The organism is Commensalibacter melissae (assembly GCF_009734185.1).
Taxonomy (GTDB): Bacteria; Pseudomonadota; Alphaproteobacteria; order Acetobacterales; family Acetobacteraceae; genus Commensalibacter; species Commensalibacter melissae.
The window spans coordinates 270,326-291,229 of sequence record NZ_CP046393.1 but is presented as its reverse complement, the minus strand read 5'-3'; the positions used below and the strand labels follow the sequence as shown (position 1 = coordinate 291,229).

Annotated in this window: 26 protein-coding genes and 1 tRNA gene; 12 read left to right on the top strand and 15 right to left on the bottom strand. The window is 38.9% G+C overall.

What is annotated here, in order from left to right; all coding sequences use genetic code 11:
• From GN303_RS01280 to GN303_RS01250, 7 genes are read right to left on the bottom strand one after another with little or no spacing between them, the layout of a single operon-like run.
• Window positions 1-459 (bottom strand): 23S rRNA (pseudouridine(1915)-N(3))-methyltransferase RlmH, encoded by a 459-nt coding sequence (locus GN303_RS01280; protein WP_110439583.1) that lies wholly within the window; start codon window positions 457-459, stop codon window positions 1-3.
• A gap of 7 nt (window positions 460-466) precedes the next feature.
• Window positions 467-895, bottom strand: coding sequence for a ribosome silencing factor (gene rsfS, locus GN303_RS01275; RefSeq protein ID WP_110439582.1), 429 nt, complete (start codon window positions 893-895; stop codon window positions 467-469).
• Between the two features lie 41 nt (window positions 896-936).
• Entirely contained in the window at window positions 937-1,545 is a 609-nt protein-coding gene (locus tag GN303_RS01270; protein ID WP_110439581.1) for a nicotinate-nucleotide adenylyltransferase, read from the bottom strand.
• Window positions 1,542-2,810 (bottom strand): glutamate-5-semialdehyde dehydrogenase, encoded by a 1,269-nt coding sequence (locus GN303_RS01265; protein WP_231504046.1) that lies wholly within the window; start codon window positions 2,808-2,810, stop codon window positions 1,542-1,544. The genes GN303_RS01270 and GN303_RS01265 overlap by 4 nt, the downstream gene beginning before the upstream one ends.
• Window positions 2,811-2,854: 44 nt before the next feature.
• The gene (gene ychF, locus GN303_RS01260; RefSeq protein WP_110439579.1) at window positions 2,855-3,949 is read right to left on the bottom strand and encodes a redox-regulated ATPase YchF; all 1,095 of its coding nucleotides are present in this window, start codon (window positions 3,947-3,949) and stop codon (window positions 2,855-2,857) included.
• Window positions 3,950-3,957: 8 nt separating this feature from the next.
• Window positions 3,958-4,530 (bottom strand): aminoacyl-tRNA hydrolase, encoded by a 573-nt coding sequence (gene pth, locus GN303_RS01255; RefSeq protein ID WP_110439578.1) that lies wholly within the window; start codon window positions 4,528-4,530, stop codon window positions 3,958-3,960.
• Window positions 4,531-4,549: 19 nt separating this feature from the next.
• A complete protein-coding gene (locus tag GN303_RS01250) occupies window positions 4,550-5,197 on the bottom strand; it encodes a 50S ribosomal protein L25/general stress protein Ctc (protein WP_255412384.1) in 648 nt (215 codons plus the stop codon).
• A 204-nt stretch (window positions 5,198-5,401) separates the two neighbouring features.
• Here GN303_RS01250 and GN303_RS01245 point away from each other — a divergent pair, with 204 nt between their 5' ends.
• Both GN303_RS01245 and GN303_RS01240 read left to right on the top strand, forming a co-directional pair.
• A complete protein-coding gene (locus GN303_RS01245) occupies window positions 5,402-7,549 on the top strand; it encodes a TonB-dependent siderophore receptor (protein ID WP_110439576.1) in 2,148 nt (715 codons plus the stop codon).
• A 42-nt stretch (window positions 7,550-7,591) separates the two neighbouring features.
• Window positions 7,592-8,536, top strand: a complete 945-nt coding sequence (locus tag GN303_RS01240) for an alpha/beta hydrolase (RefSeq protein WP_110439575.1) — start codon at window positions 7,592-7,594, stop codon at window positions 8,534-8,536.
• Between the two features lie 52 nt (window positions 8,537-8,588).
• Here the strand turns inward: GN303_RS01240 and GN303_RS01235 are convergent, their stop codons facing one another.
• The 7 genes from GN303_RS01235 to rfaD form a co-directional block, all read right to left on the bottom strand.
• On the bottom strand, window positions 8,589-9,203 hold the full coding sequence (locus GN303_RS01235; protein WP_110439574.1) for a histidine phosphatase family protein: 615 nt from the start codon (window positions 9,201-9,203) through the stop codon (window positions 8,589-8,591).
• 21 nt (window positions 9,204-9,224) lie between these two features.
• A complete protein-coding gene (locus GN303_RS01230; RefSeq protein ID WP_110439573.1) occupies window positions 9,225-10,160 on the bottom strand; it encodes a ribose-phosphate pyrophosphokinase in 936 nt (311 codons plus the stop codon).
• 55 nt (window positions 10,161-10,215) lie between these two features.
• On the bottom strand, window positions 10,216-11,190 hold the full coding sequence (locus GN303_RS01225) for a hypothetical protein (RefSeq protein WP_110439572.1): 975 nt from the start codon (window positions 11,188-11,190) through the stop codon (window positions 10,216-10,218).
• 23 nt (window positions 11,191-11,213) lie between these two features.
• Window positions 11,214-11,981: a peptidoglycan editing factor PgeF gene (gene pgeF / locus GN303_RS01220; RefSeq protein ID WP_110439571.1), complete on the bottom strand. Its 768-nt coding sequence runs from the start codon at window positions 11,979-11,981 to the stop codon at window positions 11,214-11,216.
• A 63-nt stretch (window positions 11,982-12,044) separates the two neighbouring features.
• Entirely contained in the window at window positions 12,045-13,058 is a 1,014-nt protein-coding gene (locus GN303_RS01215) for a class I SAM-dependent methyltransferase (protein WP_110439570.1), read from the bottom strand.
• Between the two features lie 8 nt (window positions 13,059-13,066).
• Window positions 13,067-13,894, bottom strand: coding sequence for a prolipoprotein diacylglyceryl transferase (lgt, locus tag GN303_RS01210; RefSeq protein WP_110439569.1), 828 nt, complete (start codon window positions 13,892-13,894; stop codon window positions 13,067-13,069).
• 30 nt (window positions 13,895-13,924) lie between these two features.
• Window positions 13,925-14,908: an ADP-glyceromanno-heptose 6-epimerase gene (gene rfaD / locus GN303_RS01205; protein ID WP_110439568.1), complete on the bottom strand. Its 984-nt coding sequence runs from the start codon at window positions 14,906-14,908 to the stop codon at window positions 13,925-13,927.
• A gap of 118 nt (window positions 14,909-15,026) precedes the next feature.
• Between rfaD and GN303_RS01200 the strand changes: the two genes are divergently transcribed.
• From GN303_RS01200 to GN303_RS08915, 9 genes are all read left to right on the top strand, one after another.
• Window positions 15,027-15,296 carry an accessory factor UbiK family protein gene (locus tag GN303_RS01200; RefSeq protein ID WP_110439567.1) on the top strand — a complete coding sequence of 90 codons (270 nt, stop codon included), beginning with the start codon at window positions 15,027-15,029 and terminating at the stop codon, window positions 15,294-15,296.
• 69 nt (window positions 15,297-15,365) lie between these two features.
• Window positions 15,366-15,698, top strand: coding sequence for a tRNA-binding protein (locus tag GN303_RS01195; protein ID WP_110439566.1), 333 nt, complete (start codon window positions 15,366-15,368; stop codon window positions 15,696-15,698).
• 148 nt (window positions 15,699-15,846) lie between these two features.
• Window positions 15,847-16,347 carry an arginase family protein gene (locus tag GN303_RS01190; protein ID WP_110439565.1) on the top strand — a complete coding sequence of 167 codons (501 nt, stop codon included), beginning with the start codon at window positions 15,847-15,849 and terminating at the stop codon, window positions 16,345-16,347.
• A 2-nt stretch (window positions 16,348-16,349) separates the two neighbouring features.
• Entirely contained in the window at window positions 16,350-16,676 is a 327-nt protein-coding gene (locus GN303_RS01185; RefSeq protein ID WP_110439564.1) for an arginase family protein, read from the top strand.
• Between the two features lie 166 nt (window positions 16,677-16,842).
• On the top strand, window positions 16,843-17,643 hold the full coding sequence (gene proC / locus GN303_RS01180; protein ID WP_110439563.1) for a pyrroline-5-carboxylate reductase: 801 nt from the start codon (window positions 16,843-16,845) through the stop codon (window positions 17,641-17,643).
• A 26-nt stretch (window positions 17,644-17,669) separates the two neighbouring features.
• A complete protein-coding gene (locus tag GN303_RS01175) occupies window positions 17,670-18,314 on the top strand; it encodes a TetR/AcrR family transcriptional regulator (protein WP_146206673.1) in 645 nt (214 codons plus the stop codon).
• A gap of 72 nt (window positions 18,315-18,386) precedes the next feature.
• Window positions 18,387-18,461, top strand: a tRNA-Gln gene (locus tag GN303_RS01170).
• 44 nt (window positions 18,462-18,505) lie between these two features.
• Window positions 18,506-18,967: a YgjP-like metallopeptidase domain-containing protein gene (locus tag GN303_RS01165; RefSeq protein WP_158523904.1), complete on the top strand. Its 462-nt coding sequence runs from the start codon at window positions 18,506-18,508 to the stop codon at window positions 18,965-18,967.
• Window positions 18,968-19,040: 73 nt separating this feature from the next.
• On the top strand, window positions 19,041-19,184 hold the full coding sequence (locus GN303_RS08915; protein ID WP_158523903.1) for a M48 metallopeptidase family protein: 144 nt from the start codon (window positions 19,041-19,043) through the stop codon (window positions 19,182-19,184).
• Between the two features lie 72 nt (window positions 19,185-19,256).
• Here the strand turns inward: GN303_RS08915 and GN303_RS01155 are convergent, their stop codons facing one another.
• Window positions 19,257-19,814 (bottom strand): DUF4385 domain-containing protein, encoded by a 558-nt coding sequence (locus GN303_RS01155; protein ID WP_110439559.1) that lies wholly within the window; start codon window positions 19,812-19,814, stop codon window positions 19,257-19,259.
• Window positions 19,815-19,963: 149 nt separating this feature from the next.
• On the opposite strand from GN303_RS01155, the gene GN303_RS01150 reads away from it, so the two are divergent.
• A complete protein-coding gene (locus tag GN303_RS01150) occupies window positions 19,964-20,863 on the top strand; it encodes a D-hexose-6-phosphate mutarotase (protein WP_110439558.1) in 900 nt (299 codons plus the stop codon).
• Window positions 20,864-20,904 lie beyond the last annotated feature (41 nt).

The following is a 20,904-nucleotide window of genomic DNA, read 5'->3' as shown; positions in this document are numbered from 1 at the left end:
CTACGGACGACCCTGTCGGTGATAGGGGTGTCCTGACAAGATCATTTGAGCCCTGTAGATTTGCTCAATTAATAAGATTCTGGCGATCATATGAGGCCAGGTTAACTTTCCCAATGAAATAACAGAGTGAGAGGTCTTGATTGCAGAAGCGTGCAATCCCTCTGCCCCACCAATTAAAAATGAAATTGATTTAGATAATTCCAAACACTTTTGCATATGCATTGCAAAATCAAAACTATTGTAACTTTTTCCACCCTCATCCAAACTAATGATCAAGGATTTACCTGGAACTGCCTTCAAAAGATTTTGAGCGTCCTTTATCTTGGTCTCAATAGGCTGACCTTTACTTTCATTAATTTCGATTAGTTCCAAACTGGGACGAATACGTTTGGAATAACGATTAAATAAATCCAGTTCTGCCTTATCCCGCATTTTGCCAATGGCAATAATTGAAAACATAGAAAAATTAGACTTGATCAGGTTCAGAAAATTCAGGAATTTCAACCCCCCAAATACGTTCAATATTATAATATTCTCTTGCCTCTGCTCGAAACAAATGAACTATAATATCTCCTGTATCTAATAAAACCCAATCACTGCTTTTTTCTATTGCTATCTTTCTTATTCCCTGTTCATACAAAATCTTGTCAAGATGTTCAGCCATCGCCATGATCTGGCGATCCACCATACCTGTTGCAATAACCATACGATCTGCAAATGAAGCTTTTCCCACCAAATCAATGACAACAATATTCTCCGCCTTATCTCCCTCCAAAGATTCAATAATCAAATTGACGCATTTCTGCAATTTTTCAATATCTATAATCGTTTTGTCATTGATATTATGTTGTTGTCTGTTTTGTTGTAATGTTTCCGATAAATTATTTTGATTCATTAATAACTCTATTTCTATTGTTTAATATTTACATGTAACCGTTATAAACCTGATCTTCCTTGAGCCCTTAAAGCTGTGGCTGAAATTTTGTTTTCTGGAGATGGAACAAATACCCAAGCTGGCGGCTTATAACTGGCCAAAACCGAAGCTTTCTGTGAGGGCAATCGATATGAACGGGCCCATTGTGCAGCCTTTCCGTTTAAAGCCTTATAAATATAAGGAGGGCGTGGAAAAATTGCTATAGGCACGAGCCGTAAAATCTTTTGCCATCTTGACCAGAATACCATTTGTGACAATCCATCAGCGCCCATCAGCCAAACAAATTTACAATTTGGGAAGCGTTGATATAATTTTTTCAACGTATCGTAACTATACCGTGTATATAACCGGCTTTCTATATCTGTCGCAATGATATGCCGACCATCAACGCATTTTTGTACCCCTTGAAAACGTTCCGAAAAAGAAGCCATTTCTTTTCCGGTTTTCAAAGGATTTCCCGGAGATACCATCAACCATACCTGATCCAATTGTAAAATGGTAAAAGCCCGACGAGCCAGTTGTAAATGACCACTATGAACAGGATTAAAGGATCCGCCTAATAATCCAACCTTTATATTTCTCTGATCACCCCATGTCGGTATTGATATCATACAGGTCTCACCTGTCCATTTCCAATAACTTCATAACGATAACTTGTTAATTGTTCAACTCCAACAGGTCCTCGTGCATGTAAACGACCTGTAGCAATGCCAATTTCGGCTCCAAACCCAAATTCACCTCCATCACAAAATTGTGTGGAGGCATTCCACATAACAACAGCACTCTCAACATGATCCATAAAATAACGGGCAACCTCTTTATCCTCGGTTAAAATAGCCTCGGTATGTCCACTACCATATTTTAATATATGCTGAATTGCCTGATAAATATTTTTAACTACCTTAACTGATAACACCGAATCCAGCCATTCTGTGGCAAAATCATTTTCCTTTGCCACACCGATACGGGAATCAATTTTCACTGCCATAGTGTCTCCGACCAGACGGCATCCCAACTCAATTAAATCATCGGCTAATTTGGGTAAATATTGTCTGGCTACCGCTTGATCAATCAATAAAGTTTCAGTGGCACCACAAATCCCTGTTCGACGCATTTTTGCATTTATTAAAACAGCACGTGATTTCTCGAAATCCGCTAATCCATGTATATAGGTGTGACATAATCCAGCTGCATGAGCCAAAACAGGTATACGGGCTTCTTTCTGAATGAATTCAACAAGGGATCGTCCCCCACGAGGGATTAAAACATCAATTAATCCAACGGCCTGCAACATGTCTTTCACATGTTGACGATTATTATCCGGTGCCATGGCTATTATATCAGGATCAAGGCCGGCTTCCTGAACACCCTTTTGCATGGCCTGATGGATTAGAATTGCCGTTTGATAGCATTCGGAACCACCTCGTAATATAACACCATTACCAGATTTGATACAAATACCTGCCGCATCAGCACCAACATTCGGACGGCTTTCATAAATCATGCCAATAACACCCAGAGGGACAGTAACTCGTCTAATTTCCAGTCCATTTGGTCTTGTCCAGCAAGCCTGTTCTTTTCCTAAAGGATCAGGTAACATCGCAATCGCCTCCAAGCCATGCGCCATTGCCTCCAACCGGTTTTCATTCAATGTCATACGATCCTTAAAGGCTTCACCAACTTCTGTTTTCTCCACTTCCTCGGAATTAATAGACAGGATGGCATTCATTGAAGCACGCAGCGCTTCTGCTGCACAAAGCAAAGCTTTGTTACGCTGTTGAAGTGAGCTGTGAGCCAATGAATAAGAAGCTTTTTTAACCTTTCTAGCCAATTGTTGGATCGAGTTCGATTGAGATAAGGTAGAATTACGATTCACTCCACCCACTCCTTTATAATTTTGAACAAATACATTATTGCAGATTATACATTAAATCTGAACAATAAAATATCTCCATCATGAACGATATAGTCTTTTCCTTCAATTCGAACTTTACCGGCCTCTTTTGCCCCAACTTCCCCCTTATATTTAACATAATCATCATAAGCGATCGTTTCACAGGCAATAAATCCCCGTTCAAAGTCATTGTGAATAACTGCCGCCGCTTGCGGGGCCTTGGTTCCTTCTGAAATTGTCCAAGCACGGGTTTCTTTTGGACCACATGTAAAATAGGTAATCAGATTTAACAATCTGTATCCTGCAGCAATAACACGATCGAGACCACTATTTTCCAAGCCCAGACCCGATAAAAATTCTGTCTGATCCTCTTTACCCAACTGACTGACCTCTGCCTCGATATCAGCAGAAACAATAACAACTTCAGCCCCCTGTTTTCTTGCCATTTCAATAACCTGCCGAGAATACCCATTTCCAGTTGCGGCGGCTTCTTCGTTAACATTACACACATATAAAACAGGTTTGCTCGTTAGAAGCTGTAATCGGGCGATGGCCTTCTCCTCGCCAACAGGAATGACATCCCTAACCGGCTTACCATCCTGCAGGGCCTTGATCAAAGGTTCAATTAATTCAAGAGTGGCCTGAGCCTCTTTATCATTTCCTCTGGCTTTTTTCTGTAAAGCAACCGTTCTTTTTTCTAAACTTTCCAAATCTGCAATCATCAACTCTGTCTCGATAATTTCAGCATCCCGAATAGGATTCACAGACCCTTCAACATGCGTGATATCATCGTTTTCAAAACAACGCAGAACATGGATAATCGCATCAACCTCTCGGATATTCGCCAAAAACTGGTTTCCGAGCCCTTCTCCACGTGAAGCTCCCTTAACCAGACCTGCAATATCAACAAATTCCAAGCTTGTGGGAATAATTTTTTGAGAATGCGTAATTTCTGATAAAATAGTCAAACGCGGGTCGGGGACAGCAACCCGTCCAACATTAGGTTCAATGGTGCAAAATGGATAATTCGCCGATTGAGCGGCAACCGTTGCCGTTAACGCATTAAATAATGTTGATTTTCCAACATTAGGCAATCCAACAATACCGCAATTAAACCCCATATCTTTTTTTATCCTTTTAACAATAAAGCCACTTTGGATAGATAAGCGTCCATTTTTCGTTCAGTTAACAATGATGCCTTTTCCGCAACTGCATCAATAAATGGATCAAGCCATTCCCTATCCTGTTTTGAAAAATCTCCCAAGACATAACGTACAACTTGAGATCTGTCTTCTGGATGCCCTATCCCCAAACGCACACGCCAATAGTCCTGACTGCCAAGCATTTTATCCGTAGAACGCAAACCATTATGACCAGCCGCCCCTCCCCCTTTTTTAATCCGTATCTTGGCAGGGACCAAATCCATTTCATCATGAAATACAAAAAGGTTATCAAGTGGAATTTTATAAAAAGCGATACAAGGCTGAATACTTTCACCAGAAAGATTCATATAGGTCATAGGTTTTAGTAAAAGGATTTTTTCACCCTTTATAACACCTTCGGCAATTTCGCCCTTAAACCGCTTACGCCATGGAGAAAATCCATGACGTTCAGCAATTCGATCTATCGCCATAAAACCGATATTATGACGATTTGCCTGCATCCCAGGCTCGGGATTTCCAAGCCCAGCCCACAGTAACATGATCTATTCTTTCATTAAATTATTCTTCAGTAGAAACTTCGGCCGTTTTTTCTTCAGATGTTTCTTCCGAAGTTTCTTCACTTGTTTCAACTGCAACGGTTGGCGGCGCAATAGTTGCAATTACAAAATCTTCTTCATGCTGATTTGTATGCGTAACTTTATCCGCACCTTTTAAATCAGACCAACGAATATTATCGTGAATATCCAATTTGGAAAGATCAGCAATAAAGGCTTCTGGAATATGTTCAACGTCACAGTTTACTTCAACAGAATGTTGAACGATATTTACAACACCACCACGTTTTACACCAGGGGCGATTTCTTCACCTTCAAAAGTGACCGGTATTTCAACGCGAATATGCTGACCAGCAACCATACGTTGGAAATCCACATGTAATGGTCGATCGGTTACGGGATGTAATTGCACGGCACGCATCAAGGCAACTGTTCTCTTATCATCAACCATCAATTGATACAGTTGAGAGCGCCATCCTGATTTTCCCAATTCACGCATAACAAGACGCGGATCAAGGGCAATCATGGCTGGTTCTGATTTGCCACCATATACAACAGCAGGAACCAGTCCCTCACGACGGGTTGCGCGCGCTGCCCCCTTACCAGCCTTCGCACGCATCGATACTTTTAATTCAACAAAATTTCTTGCCACGTTATAACTCCTAGTAAATAAGGCAAAACTGAAACATCAACCTCCAGGGGTGTTGATGCACTATCCTCTTTACCTAATAAACTTGAAAAGTGCAAATATCTTTCTAAATTAATTGAAGATTTTAAGTAAAATACAAATTGATTTTCTTTCTTGTTGAAAATAATAATTACAATCATTCTCAAATTATGCAAGAAAATCTGATCTATGCGATTTAATCATTTTACCGTAACATTCTCTTTATTAATCGTTTCTACAACAATTTTTGCAGACCCAATAGCCTATTCCAAGGAAGATCAAGAAAACAAGGATAATGAAAAAATAACCGTCGTTGGCAAACGCAATTACAATCCATTCGTTGAAACCAATTCTGATGTTGCTACCAAGACAAACAGTCCATTAAGAAAAGTTCCCCAATCCATTACCGTCATCACCCGCAAACAGATGGATGACCAAAATGCCAGGACCGTTTCAGATGCACTTGCATATAGTGCGGGTATTTCTGCAGGAAGTCGGCCAGGCGGACGGTTTGATAGTATCTATTTAAGAGGGTTTGGAGGATTTGGGGGAAATGCCAATTATGTCCAGTTCCTTGATGGTCTTCGTCTTTTACGTGGCATGTCATATGCCGTTCCTTCCTTTGATGAATATTTAATGCAAAGCGTTGAAGTCCTGCGCGGACCCGCCTCCGTACTTTATGGACAGGCCAGCCCAGGCGGTTTTGTAAATATGACCATGAAACAAGCACGTCCCGTAGACTCTTATGAAATGAGGGCAAGTGGTGCCTCCTTTAATTATGGAGACATTATGGGTGATGCTGGCGGTTCTTTAAACAAAGACAAGACACTTTCCTATAGGGTAACAGCTGTGGGACGGTATGGAGATACACAGGTTGATTTTGCCAAGGAACGCCATATCGCCATTATGCCCCAGATCAGTTGGCAAGCCACTGATGATACTTCTGTATCCATGCGTTTCTTATATCAGTATGATCCAAATAGCCTTTATGGTATCGCACTTCCCGCGTCAGGTACAGTTCTGCCAAATCGACATGGAAAGATTTCAACACATCTTAACACCAGTGAACCTGGTTTTGATCAGTATCATCGTTCTCAATATATGTTTGAATACAATCTAACCCATGATTTTACGGATTTTATTCAATTCAATCAGAAATTCAGATACCTGCATCTTGATTCAGATTTCCGATCCATTTCTATCAAGGGACTTGCCAGTGATCAGGCAACTGTATCAAGAATGGCGACAATATCAAATGAACATTTGAACAGTTATAATATCGACAGTAACCTTCAGTTTCATGTTGATACAGGGAATGTAAAACATATACTGATTACAGGAATTGATTATCTGCTTGCAGATTCCAAACGTGCCTTGGGCAATACGGCCATTTCAAGCCTTGATTTGTTCAATCCTGTTTATGGCGCACGTTTTACACCCCTAATCACTTCATACGGAACACAATCCCAGAACCAGTTGGGTGTTTACATTCAAGATCAAGCAAATTACAAAAACTGGTCGTTTATTATGGGTGGGCGATATGACTGGGTCGGCACCTCGACCAATTTCAAATATGGCGGAAAATCAGCCTCTAATTTTGATCGAGCTGTAACCTATCGCGGCGGTATCGTTTACAATTTTCAAAATGGAATTTCACCCTATTTCTCCTATTCCACCTCTTTCATGCCTACACCCGGGACAACCTTTGCAGGTAAGGCTTTTAAACCTACCAAGGGAGATCAATATGAAGTCGGAATCAAATACCAGCCTAATAACAATATCATGGTGACAGGTTCTGCCTATACCATTTCACAAGAGAATGTAACCACAACCGATCCGGAACATACAACCTACAATATTCAGACAGGCAGAACACGATCCCGCGGCTTTGAATTGGAAGCTCGTGCAATATTATTGCCGGGACTGAATCTTATCGCCAGCTATGCCTACAATGATATCCAGATCCGTGCTGACACAAATAAAAACAATATCGGTAACCGCCCCTTGGGAGCTCCTGCCAATCTGGTTTCTGGATGGATAACATATGATCTGCAACAGGGGATGTTCAAGGGTGTTGGAATTGGCGGTGGCATTCGTTACAATGGTTATACATTCGGGGATAATGCCAACAGTTTTAAGGTCCCAAGCTTTGTCATTGGTGATATGCAGGTACATTATGACCTTAAAAACAGCTTTCCCACAATTAACAGCACCTTATTACAGCTGAATATAACCAATATTGCTGATAAAAAATATGTTGTTGCTTGCGCATCAAAAGTTAACTGTTTTTATGGAACACGTCGCGTTATAATGGGACAGGTAAGAGCACAATGGTAATATGCTCTTTTCATTATCAAATAATATAATGGATATAATCTTATGATACGCCTCTGGTTCTATCTGACACTAGTCTGTCTGAATTTCCTGTTATTCAGTCCGGTAAAGGCAATTAACAGTAATTCTCCCCTTGCTGGCCTTTCCACCGAACCCTTAACAATCAACGATACCATCACTTTTAACCTGCAAAATAAAAAGACATCACAAATTTATAAGATTTTTGCCTCTATTCCAAAAGAACCACCCCCAGAAGATGGTTATCCAATCATTTATATCACAGATGCCAACAGTATTTTTGACACGGTTCGGGAAACAATAAGATCCTATGAAAAGCGTCCGGATAACATCCATAAAAATCATGCTGTTCTTGTTGGAATTGGCTATCCTCCAGATCAAAATATTCTTAAATTGCGAACTTATGATTTAACACCACCGCAAAATACCTTGATCCCCATTTTATACAAAACTGGAGGGGCTGATTATTTTTATCATTTCATCCAAGATGATCTGAAACCCCTACTGGATAAACATCTTAAAATTAATCACCATAAACAAGCCATCTTCGGTCACTCTTTTGGTGGATTATTTACAATATATAATCTTATCTATCATCCAGATTCCTATCAGATTTATATAGCCGCAAGTCCTTCTTTATGGCTTGATCCAAGCATTATTGACAAGCATACCCAATCTTTTAAATCCAGTCTTGACGTTCATAAACTACATCCAACCCTATCCCTATCCGTTGGAGAGTATGAACAGAAATTTCCTGATTATTGGCAATCAATTCCTCAAGTCGCAAAAATAAAACAACAGCTTCTTAGAAAACAGCAAGTTTCTCGTATTCTGGCAGCTTGTGAAACATTTAAAAAAATAGATGATCTTTCAACAACATGCACAAAATTTGAAAATGAAGATCATCAAAGTGTAATTCCCGCGTCAATCGGGCGAGCCGTTGCAATTATCTTTCGATCATTTGCACAATAAATACCCTATCCAGGAAAGAAAAAATTGTATCACCCTTTCCAGTCCAACTCTATCAGGCTTCCAGAGAAACAGGATCCAAAGACCAGGACTTACCTCCCTGAAAGGGAGGACAAGCACATAAAGGTTGTGCATTGGCCAATCTTACATTAGGTTTTAATCCCATCATATAACGCAAGGAACGGAAAACACCTCCATGCGCAATAATCAAAACATGACCATCACCAGCTTTCAGTATAGAACGGTTTACAGCGTCGCTAATCCTTTTACATAAAACATGAAAAGGCTCGGCACCTTTTGGCGTAAATTCACCTGAAATCCATTTGTCATACCATGGTCCCATAGGTTTTTGCTCCTCTTCACCAAAACACACCTCCTTGAGCCCATCATCCAATTCCAATGGTAATTGGACACCAACTTTGTCATGAATGATTGATTTCACAATATCTGCTGTACGTCTTGCCCTTCCAAGAGGTGAACTTATAATCTGAGTAATGGATAATTCTAAATTGTTCCAGTTTCTAGCCAACGCATTCCCTGCGGTTATGGCCTGTTTAATGCCGGTATTATTCAAAGGTATATCTGTTCTACCCTGAGACAGATTTGATACATTCCAATCTGTTTGCCCATGACGAAGATACCAGTAGGGTCGATGCAGTAAAGGAGACATAATGATATACCTTTCAAATAATTAATCAAATAAAGAAGAAACGGAGCTTTCATCCGCTACGGCACGAATGGCCCGACCAATCAAATTATTCAAACTAATCTGACGAATTTTACGAACGGAACGCACTGCATCTGTCATTTTGATACTGTCGGTGATGACTAACTCTCCAATAACGGAATCTTCAACACGTTGTGCGGCACTGCCGGATAAAACCCCATGGGTCACATATGCGTCAATTCCAGTTGCCCCCGCATCCATCAAAGCTTGTGCCGCATTACAAAGTGAACCGCCACTATCGATAATGTCATCGACCAATAGACAGTGACGTCCCTTAACGCGACCAATAACATTCATAACCTCGGAAACACCGGCACGCTCACGTCTCTTATCAATAATTGCCAAATCAACATCAAGTCTTTTTGCTAATTGACGCGCTCTTACAACTCCGCCAACGTCAGGAGAAACAACCATTAAATTCGATTTACCAGCATGTTTGTGTTTAATATCACGTGTGAATAGAGGTGCCGCATATAAATTATCTACAGGAATATCAAAAAAACCCTGAATCTGTCCTGCATGCAAATCGAGTGTTAAAATACGATTCGCTCCTGCTTCAACCAAAAGATTGGCAACAAGCTTCGCGCTTATGGGCGTTCTTGGACCTGATTTACGATCTTGCCGGGCATAGCCAAAATAGGGCATAACAGCTGTAATTCGTCGTGCAGACCCTCTACGCAGGGCATCCAACATAATCAATAATTCCATAAGATTATCATTGGTTGGATAACTCGTGCTTTGTACAGCAAAGATATCTTCACCCCTTACATTTTCATAGATTTCCACAAAAACTTCCTTGTCCGAAAAACGTTGTACGGACGCATCACATAAAGGCATTTTCAACTCTGCCGCAATCGCCTCTGCCAATGGACGGTTACTATTCCCTGCAATAATTTTCATCAACGAACTCCAACACACAGAACCAGTTAAAACGATTTATACCATAAAAAACATATTATTTATGTTGCATCTGAATATTTTTCAATTCTGGTGCATTAGAAGAAGCAGACTCTTTTGCATTATTTGCAGGCAAAGGCTGATTATCACGACCAGAATAATTAGTGATGACCTGCTTAACCCCACCAGCAGCCTCTTCTCCAACCGCAGAGCCAATATCACCCCAATAGTGATCAAGACGATGCGCAGGAACATCATTGATTTGTGAAACTTTACCCGCCTCTTTTCCCTTATTATCGGTCACCCGCCAAATAATTTCAACATGTTGTACCGGATTACCACGTGTCCCCTGCGCACCATCTGTTACACTGACATGACAATCCACAGTATAATCTGCCTGGTCAGGTTTATATTGAATAGCATTTGCCTTGTCTGCAAACGAAATAGCAAATTGCTGAGCAATAATTTTATTTCCGTCTCCAGGAGCCCCAAAAACACCCTTGAAATAAATTTTGGCTGCCCGATGTTTTAAACTATGTGGATCAGCTGCCATCTGCCGAGCTTGTAATCCTGTTAATACCTGATTGATTATTGGCGCAGATTGTTCTGAAACATCATGAAAAATGCTTTGCTGTCCACTTATCCAATCCTTTTTTGAAACGGGCATTCCTTTTCTCACCGCTTCGACTTTTCCATTAGGGGCAATAATTGTAAAAGAAGGAATAATCATATCTTCTTCTGATCTCACCTTGGTCAATAAAATCCAGTCCCCCTTTTGAGCGGGTCGTGCAACTGCGGGAACTGTCTGTTCCAACATTGCCTTTGCCATTTCCTCGGCAAATCCTTGGGCGTTTTTATCATTTAACATTGAATTAGAAGGTGGTGGAACAATTAACCTTGACGGAGGAGGTGTCGTCAATGATGTGGTTTTGTTTTTTTCAAATGGATGTGGAACCTGGATGCAACCTATTAAAGATAAAACACCTAAAAAACTGAATCCAATCTTAAAAGACTTTGAACTTTTAAATTGCATCTTTATGATTTCCCTTACGAATATTAACGACAGGCAATTGTTGAAATTTGATGTCCAAACACCGCTTTCCGTTCCATGACACGTCTACGATTACTAAAAAAATGAGTGGTATCCATAAAGGTATCCCTTCCTGTTATAGCCGCAATACCCACATGTTTACGTCTTAACCGGTCAATACAATAACGACCCAAATCAAACAAATAATATCCTTCACGAACGGGGGTAAAAAAAACTTTTCCATCTGGATCCTGTCTCAAAACCTCATTACGCATGTCTTCCTGCACTTCATAATGTGTCACGGCAATACAGGGTCCTACAACAGCAATGATATCCTGTCTATCCGTACCCAAAGCCTCCATTTGATCCACGACATTTTCTAAAATTCCACATGCTGCGCCCCGCCAGCCTGCATGGGCTGCCCCAACAATATCACCAGTTTTTGTACTAAATAATACAGGGGCACAGTCAGCTGTAACAACACTAATAGCAATATCAGGATCGGTCGTCACGGCTCCATCCCCCTCAACAGGTATACAATTCGATTTTGTAATCCATAAAACTTTATTACTGTGAATCTGTAACCCTCCCCACAAATAATTCGGGGATACCTTCATATACTCAGCAACAATTTTACGGTTCTCCATAATTAAATGAAGGTTATCACCTGATTTCAAACCACAATTTAACGAAGTATATTCTCCTTGAGAAACCCCACCTATTCTTGTAAAAAAACCATGCCGAACAATATTCGACAATAAGGAATGCTGAATGGCCAATGGTTTACAGTTCATGAAATTTATAACCCTTTTAAATTAGCCTTGTTTTTGAAATATAAAAAAGTATAGTGTGTTTTCCTAAAAACCCGGTGGAGCACATAACTCAGCATTACAAATTGCCATAACTTTAAACAAATCCCCCATTTCTGTAGGGTCAATCAAACGTTGTACAGAAGACCGAATTTCATTTCGTTGTTCTATCGGTACATGATCCAATAAGATTTTTTCCCGTATCAGTATGCCAAGCTGCTTTAAAAAAGCACCTTGTGTTTGTATCCCGTAAACAGTCACATTCTGTTTTTCTGCAATTTCTTTCAAGGAAGGAAAATCTATATGAGCGGTTAGATCAGCCTCTCCGGGCGGAACAAAAGGAGAAACTTTTTCTCGGTTTGCAATTGCCTGTAAACTGTCTCCCCAAACCTGGGAAGAATACCCATAATCAATAAATAAAGCCGCCCCCCCATAATGACAGATATGTGCTGAAACATATTGTACAATATCCTGTCCAGCTTCATTTACCTCTACAGTGTCACCAACCTTTATAGGGCGCTGGAATACAGGTGAAAAAGGCAGTTGGGATATAGGCTTATGAAACATATTTCCTTGGGAAACATAATTCTCATCCCATTTTTTTCCGCCCCTGTAAATAAACTGACGAATAGGTAAAGCGTCAAGAAATTCATTCGCCACCATAATCAGGGGTAAAGTCGGGATATCATAAACACAATCAAGCCATTGAATTTCAATTTCATAATTTTTCAATGTATTTTCTTGAATTTGACGTAAACGCGACGAGGTTTCAATCAGAAAAACCGTACAATATTGGCAGATATCAGGAGCCGAACGGAATAAAACTCTTAAAATATCCATCATGAGCGTCCCCCGGCCCGGCCCGGCCTCCACGATTGCCAATTTGTCTGGTTTGGGCATAGACCGAATGACCGTAATGATCCAAACCGCGATCAATTCACCAAAAATCTGTGAAATTTCAGGTGCAGTAATAAAATCAGAAAATGGATCCCTTTTTTCATAATAGGCGGCATTTGCCTTTTCCATAAATTGATCCAATCGCATTTCTGAACAATTCTTCATTTCTGCCTTTACTTTTCAGAAACTGTCAAATTTTGCAATTTCGGCAATTGATAAGACTGCCAAATGAAATATATCCCGGCAATCGCCATTGGGATACATAAAATTTGCCCCATCGTCAAACCAAAAGCAAAGTAACCCAAAAAAGCATCTGGCTCACGAAACAACTCACAAAAACTTCGTGCCATGGCATACCCCAATAGAAACACACCGGAAAGAAATCCTGGCCGCTCTCGAATGGCTTTACATTGAATCAAGCAAAGCATGATAAAAAATAGCAACACACCTTCTGAAAAACATTCATATAATTCAGATGGATGTCTTGCACCTTCAACACCGGGATAAATCATACGCCAGGGTAGCCAGTCCGGAGCTTCACGACCCACTAGCTCCCCATTAATAAAATTTGCCAATCTTCCAAATCCTAGTCCCATAGGCACTACGGTTGTGACACGATCAGAAAAACCAAGAAAACTTAAACGGTTATAACGGGTGAATATTATTAAGGCGAATATAACCCCCAAAGCACCACCATGAAAGGACATTCCTCCATGCCATACCTGAATGATCTGTAATGGATGCGTTAAATAATAAGCAGGCTGATAAAAGCAAACATATCCCAAACGTCCCCCCAAAATAACGCCCAACGTCGCCCAAGTTAAAAAATCATCAACTTGTGTAACAGTTGCAACCACGGGTTCCCTTTGAACCAATCGTCTTACCAAAAACCAACCGGCAAGCAATGCTGCTATATAGGCCATAGCGTACCAACGTATCGATAAGGGGCCGATATGCAACATAACAGGATCAAAATTAGGATAATACAAGGGAGATGACATAAAACCTGTCTTTCATTAAAAAATATGACCTTATAAATAAGGGTCTGGCCGTAAAAGATAATCCTGAATATATTTTGAAATACCTTCTTCCAATGAGGTAAATGCCCGTTGATATCCGACAACTTTCAAACGTGTCATGTCAGCTTGGGTAAAATATTGATATTGTCCCTGCAAACTCTGGGGCATATCTATAAATTCAACCTCTCTTTTACAGCCAACCGCATCACAGACGGCATATGCCAAATCAAGATAGGTTCTAGCTTGTCCGGTACCACAATTATATATTCCATTTACATCGGGATTGTTTAAAAGCCATAAAATAATTTCAATAACATCCCCAACCCAAATAAAATCACGGGCCTGGGCACCGTCTGTCAAACCATCGCGATCAGACTTGAATAAACGGGGAACACCTCCCTTCTGAATATCATCAAATTTGACCTTTACAACTGAAATCATCTTACCCTTGTGATATTCATTTGGTCCATATACATTAAAAAATTTTAATCCGGCCCATTGCGGGGGGACAGGTTGATGATTCCTAACCTGTTCCAATACAAATCGATCAAAAACCTGTTTGGACCACCCATACAAATTCAAGGGTTTTAAATCTGCAATATGGTTGGGTTCATCTGTAAATTCCTCCAGCTGATTGGCTCCCCCATAGGTTGCGGCAGATGAAGCATAAATAAATCTTACCTGATTCAAAGCGCACCAATGCCATAATTTTTTTGACAAATTGACATTGGTTTTCCAAACCAGATCCCCATCACGGGCCGTTGTTTCACTAATTGCACCCAAATGAATGACAGCCCTTATTACTTTGCAATGCTGCACCAGAAAATCATCAATATATTCAGGAAAAATTAAATCTGTTGGCACATGATTTGCAATATTGCGCCATTTTCCCTCATCCCCCAACCAGTCAATTACAACCGTCTTCTCTTTCAAATCATAGAGTCTGGCCTGTAAACAAGAACCGATAAACCCTGTTGCACCAGTGATAATAATCATATTGTTTTCATACACATAAATTATAAATTAAAAAAAACATGCTATATTATAACTTTGATAACGTATTAGATTAACTTATACTAATTTACTAATTTTGAAATAATAATAAGGAAAAATCATGCCTAATCCAAAAAAAATATTTGACGATGCCTCTCATGCTTCTGGCAGTGTATTTTCTGTTTTCAGTGGTATCAAGGAAGAGATTGCTGCCATTGTCAAGGGACGGGTTGATGAGGTTTTGTCAACCCTTCAACTGGTCAGACGTGATGAATTTGAAATTGTTACAGAAATTGCCAGCCGTACCCGTGCCGCTCAAGAAAAATTAGAAGAACATGTCAAAAAACTTGAGGAAAAAATCACAGAATTAGAAAAAAAAGCAAATATTTAATCGTAAATATTTTAACAGGGGGATATTTCAAACCCCTTTTATATTGATCAATCCAGGGAAATTTTATTGATGGATTTAATAGAATGGAAAGATTTTGAAAAAATTTTAATGGTAACTGGAACCATTATAAAAATAGAAAAATTTCCTGAAGCCCGTAAACCCGCCTATAAAATATGGGTTGATTTTGGACACTATGGCAAGCTTAAAACAAGCGCTCAACTGGTTAAACTCTACCAGCCCGAGGATTTAATTCATAAACAAATTATAGGAATTATTAATTTTCCTGAAAAACAAATTGGTCCTTTTCGTTCGCAATTCTTACTAACAGGTTTTGAAACAGAAGATGGAATCGTTATTACAACCGTGGAACGCCCCGTGCCTAACGGTACAAAAATAACTTGAATTCTAGCTATCTTGTTGATCCATAATTCCTTTTTGCTCAATAATTTAATTCCATTGAATTTTCAGACAAGAAAAATAATTATGATTTATAAAACTGAACATTGCAAAACCCTAAGACTTCTAATTCCAGAATGGCAAAGTGGAGATTATGACAATCAACCCTCCGGCAAGATCTACCCCCCTGGGAGCTCGTCTGTTAACTTTCTTAGCTCCCCAAAATAATACATCCCCGATTGTTGAAGTTCCCATTGAACCTTATCATCAACAACAAAGAACCAGGGAAAATGGTGTTGTTTGGCAAGATGTCATTATTCATCAATTAAAAGCAACGCAAAAAATTATAGATGAACACGAACCTGATTGGATTATTACATTCGGCGGTACTTGTATTGTTAACCAAGCGCCTTTTGCCTATCTCAATAGACATTATAACGGAAAAATAGGGTTGTTATGGATTGATTCCCATCCCGATATTTCCACCCCCAAACATTTTGATCGAGAACATGCAATGGTTTTGGGAAATTTATTGGGAAAAGGTGATCCATATCTTGCAAATGAAGTCAGATTACCTTTTAAAGCCAACCAGGTTTTAATCATTGGCATTCATAATTATAACAATGCCTATGAAAAAAAATTGTACATGATTTAGGATTGCAAACCATTGCCAGTCCTGATCTTACCCCAGATAATCAAGCCATTTTGGCATGGATTAGAAAAAACAATTTTGAGCATCTTGCAATACATGTGGACGTTGATGTCCTTAATCCCCGATCTTTTTATTCGCAATTTTCAAATAATCCCATCTCACCACAAACCTTTAATAACGTAAAAGAAGAAATGACCATTCCCCAATTGAGCAAAATCATCCAGGATGTTTCCCTCGTAACGGATATAGCCGGAATAACTTTTGCAGAACACATGCCTTGGGACGCACTTAACTTAAAAAAAATGATGGAACAATTTTCTTTCATGAAATAAAACATTAAAGTTTATACTAATTATTTAATACTAATTTTTGTTAAATAAATATGGTTTTTCTGACAATGTACAAATATTTTTATTTGAACGTTTTTATGTTAGAATTCTTACAATCATATACAAAGAAACAATCCTATTTTATTCACTATTGATCGAGGAATTCATTATGTCATCACTACTTCCCTCCCTTTTAATGATTGGCTGCGGGCATATGGGGAAAGCCATGTTAAAAGGCTGGATAAAAAAAGGCTTGAATCATTCTTTCATTGTTAATCGACATGATTTCGATCTAGTTACTCCACATCAATTGGCACATACTATTCAGGATGTTCCAAAAACGTTTCAACCAGAAGCTGTTGTACTTGCCGTCAAACCGGATCAAGCTGCCGAACTTATCCCCCATTTAAAACCATGGTGTAAAAATATACCTGTTATTTCCGTTCTTGGCGGGAAAACGCTTGCCTGGTTACAACAACAATTCGGAGATCATCAGTCTATTATCAGAGTTATGCCTAATACCCCTTCGGAATTAGGATTAGGTATGACCAGCATGATTGCCAACTCCCAAACACAATCGGATCAAAAACAAATTGCAGAACGATTGTTTAATGCCATTGGTAAAATCGCATGGCTTGATACAGAACAGGAAATTGACATCGCCACAGCAATTGCTGGATGTGGGCCCGCCTATATATTCCTATTAGCGGAATTGTTACAAAAGATAGGACAAGAGAAAGGATTGTCAGAAGACCTGGCACGTCTTTTAGCCAGACAAACCGTAATTGGCTCTGCCGCATTATTGAATCATTCCCGGGAAGAGGCGGAAACACTAAGAAAAAATGTTGCGACCCCTAACGGGATAACAGAACAATCTGTTAATGTTCTAATTCAACCCGATGCATGGCCCCATATTCTTTCTAAGGCCCTACAGGCAGCTGCAGATCGTTCCAGGGCTTTATCTTCATAAAATAACAAAAGCAATATAGGAGATTGATGATGTCTGATGAAGAAATACGCCACCGTATTTTAAAAAATTCCATGGATCTGGCGGCAGAACAAGGATGGAACGCCATGTCATTAAGTGACGCGGCACGACGCTGTAATGTTTCGCTTGATATGGCACGAAAATTATTCCCTTGCAAATCCTCCCTTTTACTTTATCTGAACCGTCTCGCCGATCAGGCTGCATTGAAACAATCCTACCAGCATCAACCCGTTCCTGAATATTTATTCGATCTTTTTATGGAACGGTTTGATACGTTCCAACAATATCGACAAGGTTTGATTTCTGCAATTCATTCCTTACCCCTTAACCCTCCATTAGCATTTCTTCTACAGATAGCCATTCAAAACAGTATGAAATGGCTAGCTGAAGCAGCGGAAATCAACACAAGCGGCCTACGTGGAATTGCTTGTATAAAGGGACTGACAGCCATTTGGGCGCTAAATATGCGTATCTGGTTAAAAGATGAAAGCCCAGATTTATCCCAAACCATGGCTTCATTAGATAAAAGCTTTAAAAAAGCTGGAAAATTTGCTCGTTATTGTGTTCAAAGAACTGTAACAGATCAAAATGGAAAAAAGAAGAATCAAGTGGATACTTCCTATTATTCAGATAAAGATGGAAACCAACAATAAATTTTAAAAATTTTTTTATTTTTCCTCTTTACGAAACCTAATAACTCCTTTAAAAGATGCTTTAACAAACCTTGGGGTGTAGCCAAGCGGTAAGGCAGCGGATTTTGATTCCGCCATGCGGAGGTTCGAATCCTCCCACCCCAGCCATCTTGTATTATGATATAATTGTCCCCTTCAAAATCTGTTTTATTTTGGATTATCCTGTCAAACATTTTGATTTTTCTTGTAAAAATCAAAAATTCAACTGTCAGCTTCATCTAACTCATAATCATAATAGGAACAGAATTACCCTTGAAATCACTACAGATAAAATTATCAAAATAAAGGCTCATCCATCTGTTTCCCATCAGCGTGTTCTTGAAATTCTGGATTATCATAAGAACTGGATTTTCACCAATCCTATATTTCAAGAATCCCATTACCAGTATATCAATCATGAAAAACATCTTTATTTAAGACACCTTTATCCTTTAAAAATTCTTAAAATAACCAATCAGGCACAAACTATCCAGTTAATTGATCATCATATTGCAATAACAGTTCGAGAGAATTTTCCGTCAAGTATCTATAGCATGCTTCAAAACTGGTATAAATTTGAGGCTTTAGAGGTTTTTTCTGAACGTCTTTCCCTTTTAAAATCAAGAATTTGTTGAATTGATTGGCAAAATAAACCACCTTTGTTACGAATTGAAAAATCAATGGGGTAGTTATAATCAAAAAAATAATGTGATCATTACCTTAACTCAACATCTAATCAAGGCAAATCCCGCCGCCATTGATTATGTTATCCTCCATGAGCTGTGCCATGCAGCTGAATTTAACCACAGTAAAAAAATTTACCAAATAGTTACCATGATTATGCCAAATTGAAAAATATTGGCATACCTACTTAAAACAAAATGGTTATATTCTTGGAAAAGAGCAAAAAACTTTTATAATACCTTAATTATTGACCGCTGTTTTTGAAACTTTTTTTACAAAATTCTCTTTCAAACTTTTATATTTTGAATGTTCTCTTGCCTGTTTCCATTTCTGTTTAAAAACTGATGCCGCTTTTGCCTTAATCGGATCCTCAAAACCTTTGGGTAACTCCTGACGACCATGAGATCCACTCAAACCCTTTTTATCTTTGGGAACAAATCCATTATATTTTTTGCCATCTTTATGATTAGCGTAACGTCGGGCACGCGTATAACCTATCTGCAAAAATTTACGCGCCATATCAGCCCCAACAAAATCTTCTTGTTTCAAATACTGCAAAAATAATTGATATATCTTTTCACTGCTTTCCCTTGCCTTTTCAACAGTCGCAAATTGCCAATAAGGCAATATTTCTGACTTGTATGGCTCGACCAGCAATACTCCTTGTTCTCCCTTGCCAATGCGATAATATTCAGGATGTTTGCGAAAATCTATTTTTCCAAAATTCAAGGAATAATCAAAACTGGACGAAACGACACGATTTTTACAACATGGAATCAAATCACTTCTTTTGTTCATTTATTCCACCCAAATTCTGCATCATTAAAAAACAACCATTATATGTTTTGGCTTATAGATTTATTAGGACTATAAACCTAAATTGTCTTATTTGTTTTTTTATAGCAAGTAGGTCATTTTAATCATCAATATTATTTCAATGGAAGAAAATGAAAATTGAAAAAATTCAATATGGTCCCTATGAAGCCTTACGTTTACATTTTTTAGACAAATTTCTCGATTATATTCCTAAAAGAGCTCAGATCATACGTTATGGATCTCTTAAAAAGCCGGATATTTTATGGGGAAATTCAAAGGCTACCTATCAGGATGGCAAAGCCATAAGAAGTGGCATCCCGTTATGCAGGCCCTGGTTCGGTCATCTTAAAGCCAATCCTTCAATAGTCCAAAATATGCATAGCCTAACTCATCCCGCATTATCGCATGGCTTTGCACGTTGCATTGAATGGAAAAATCATCAGCTTGATGCATCAAAATCAGGGATCATTATCATTAATAGTCTACAAACCTCACCAACATTAACTCCGGAATGGCCACATGAAACGGAATTGAAATTCATTATATGTTTTAATGAGATTTTAAGCATACAACTTCATATTGAAAACAAAAGTAACCAGGATATTGCCATAACTCAGGCTTTACATAACTATTTCCATGTCAGTGATATCCGTAATATCCATATTCATGGATTGGAAAATCTAACCTATACAGAACAAAATGCATTGGGTCAGCAGAAATCAGGCATACAAAAATTCTTTCACCATTTAACTGGTCCCGTTGATCGAATTTACAGTGATGTTCCCTCTGAAATAACTATTTTTGATCCTATATGGAAAAGAAACATTATCATCCGAGCTCCTTTCTCACATTCTGCCGTGTTATGGACACCTTGGAAAGAACAAGCCAAAACCTTAGATCAATTTCCTGCATCATTATGGAATCAAGTGATGTGCCTTGAGGTTGGAACACTAATGAATCAAATGCAAATTATTAAACCCAAGACAAAAGACATGATAGAAATGTCTATACATGTTACAGAGCACCAATAACTTTCAATGATTCAATAAATGGGTATATATTTTAAATTTAT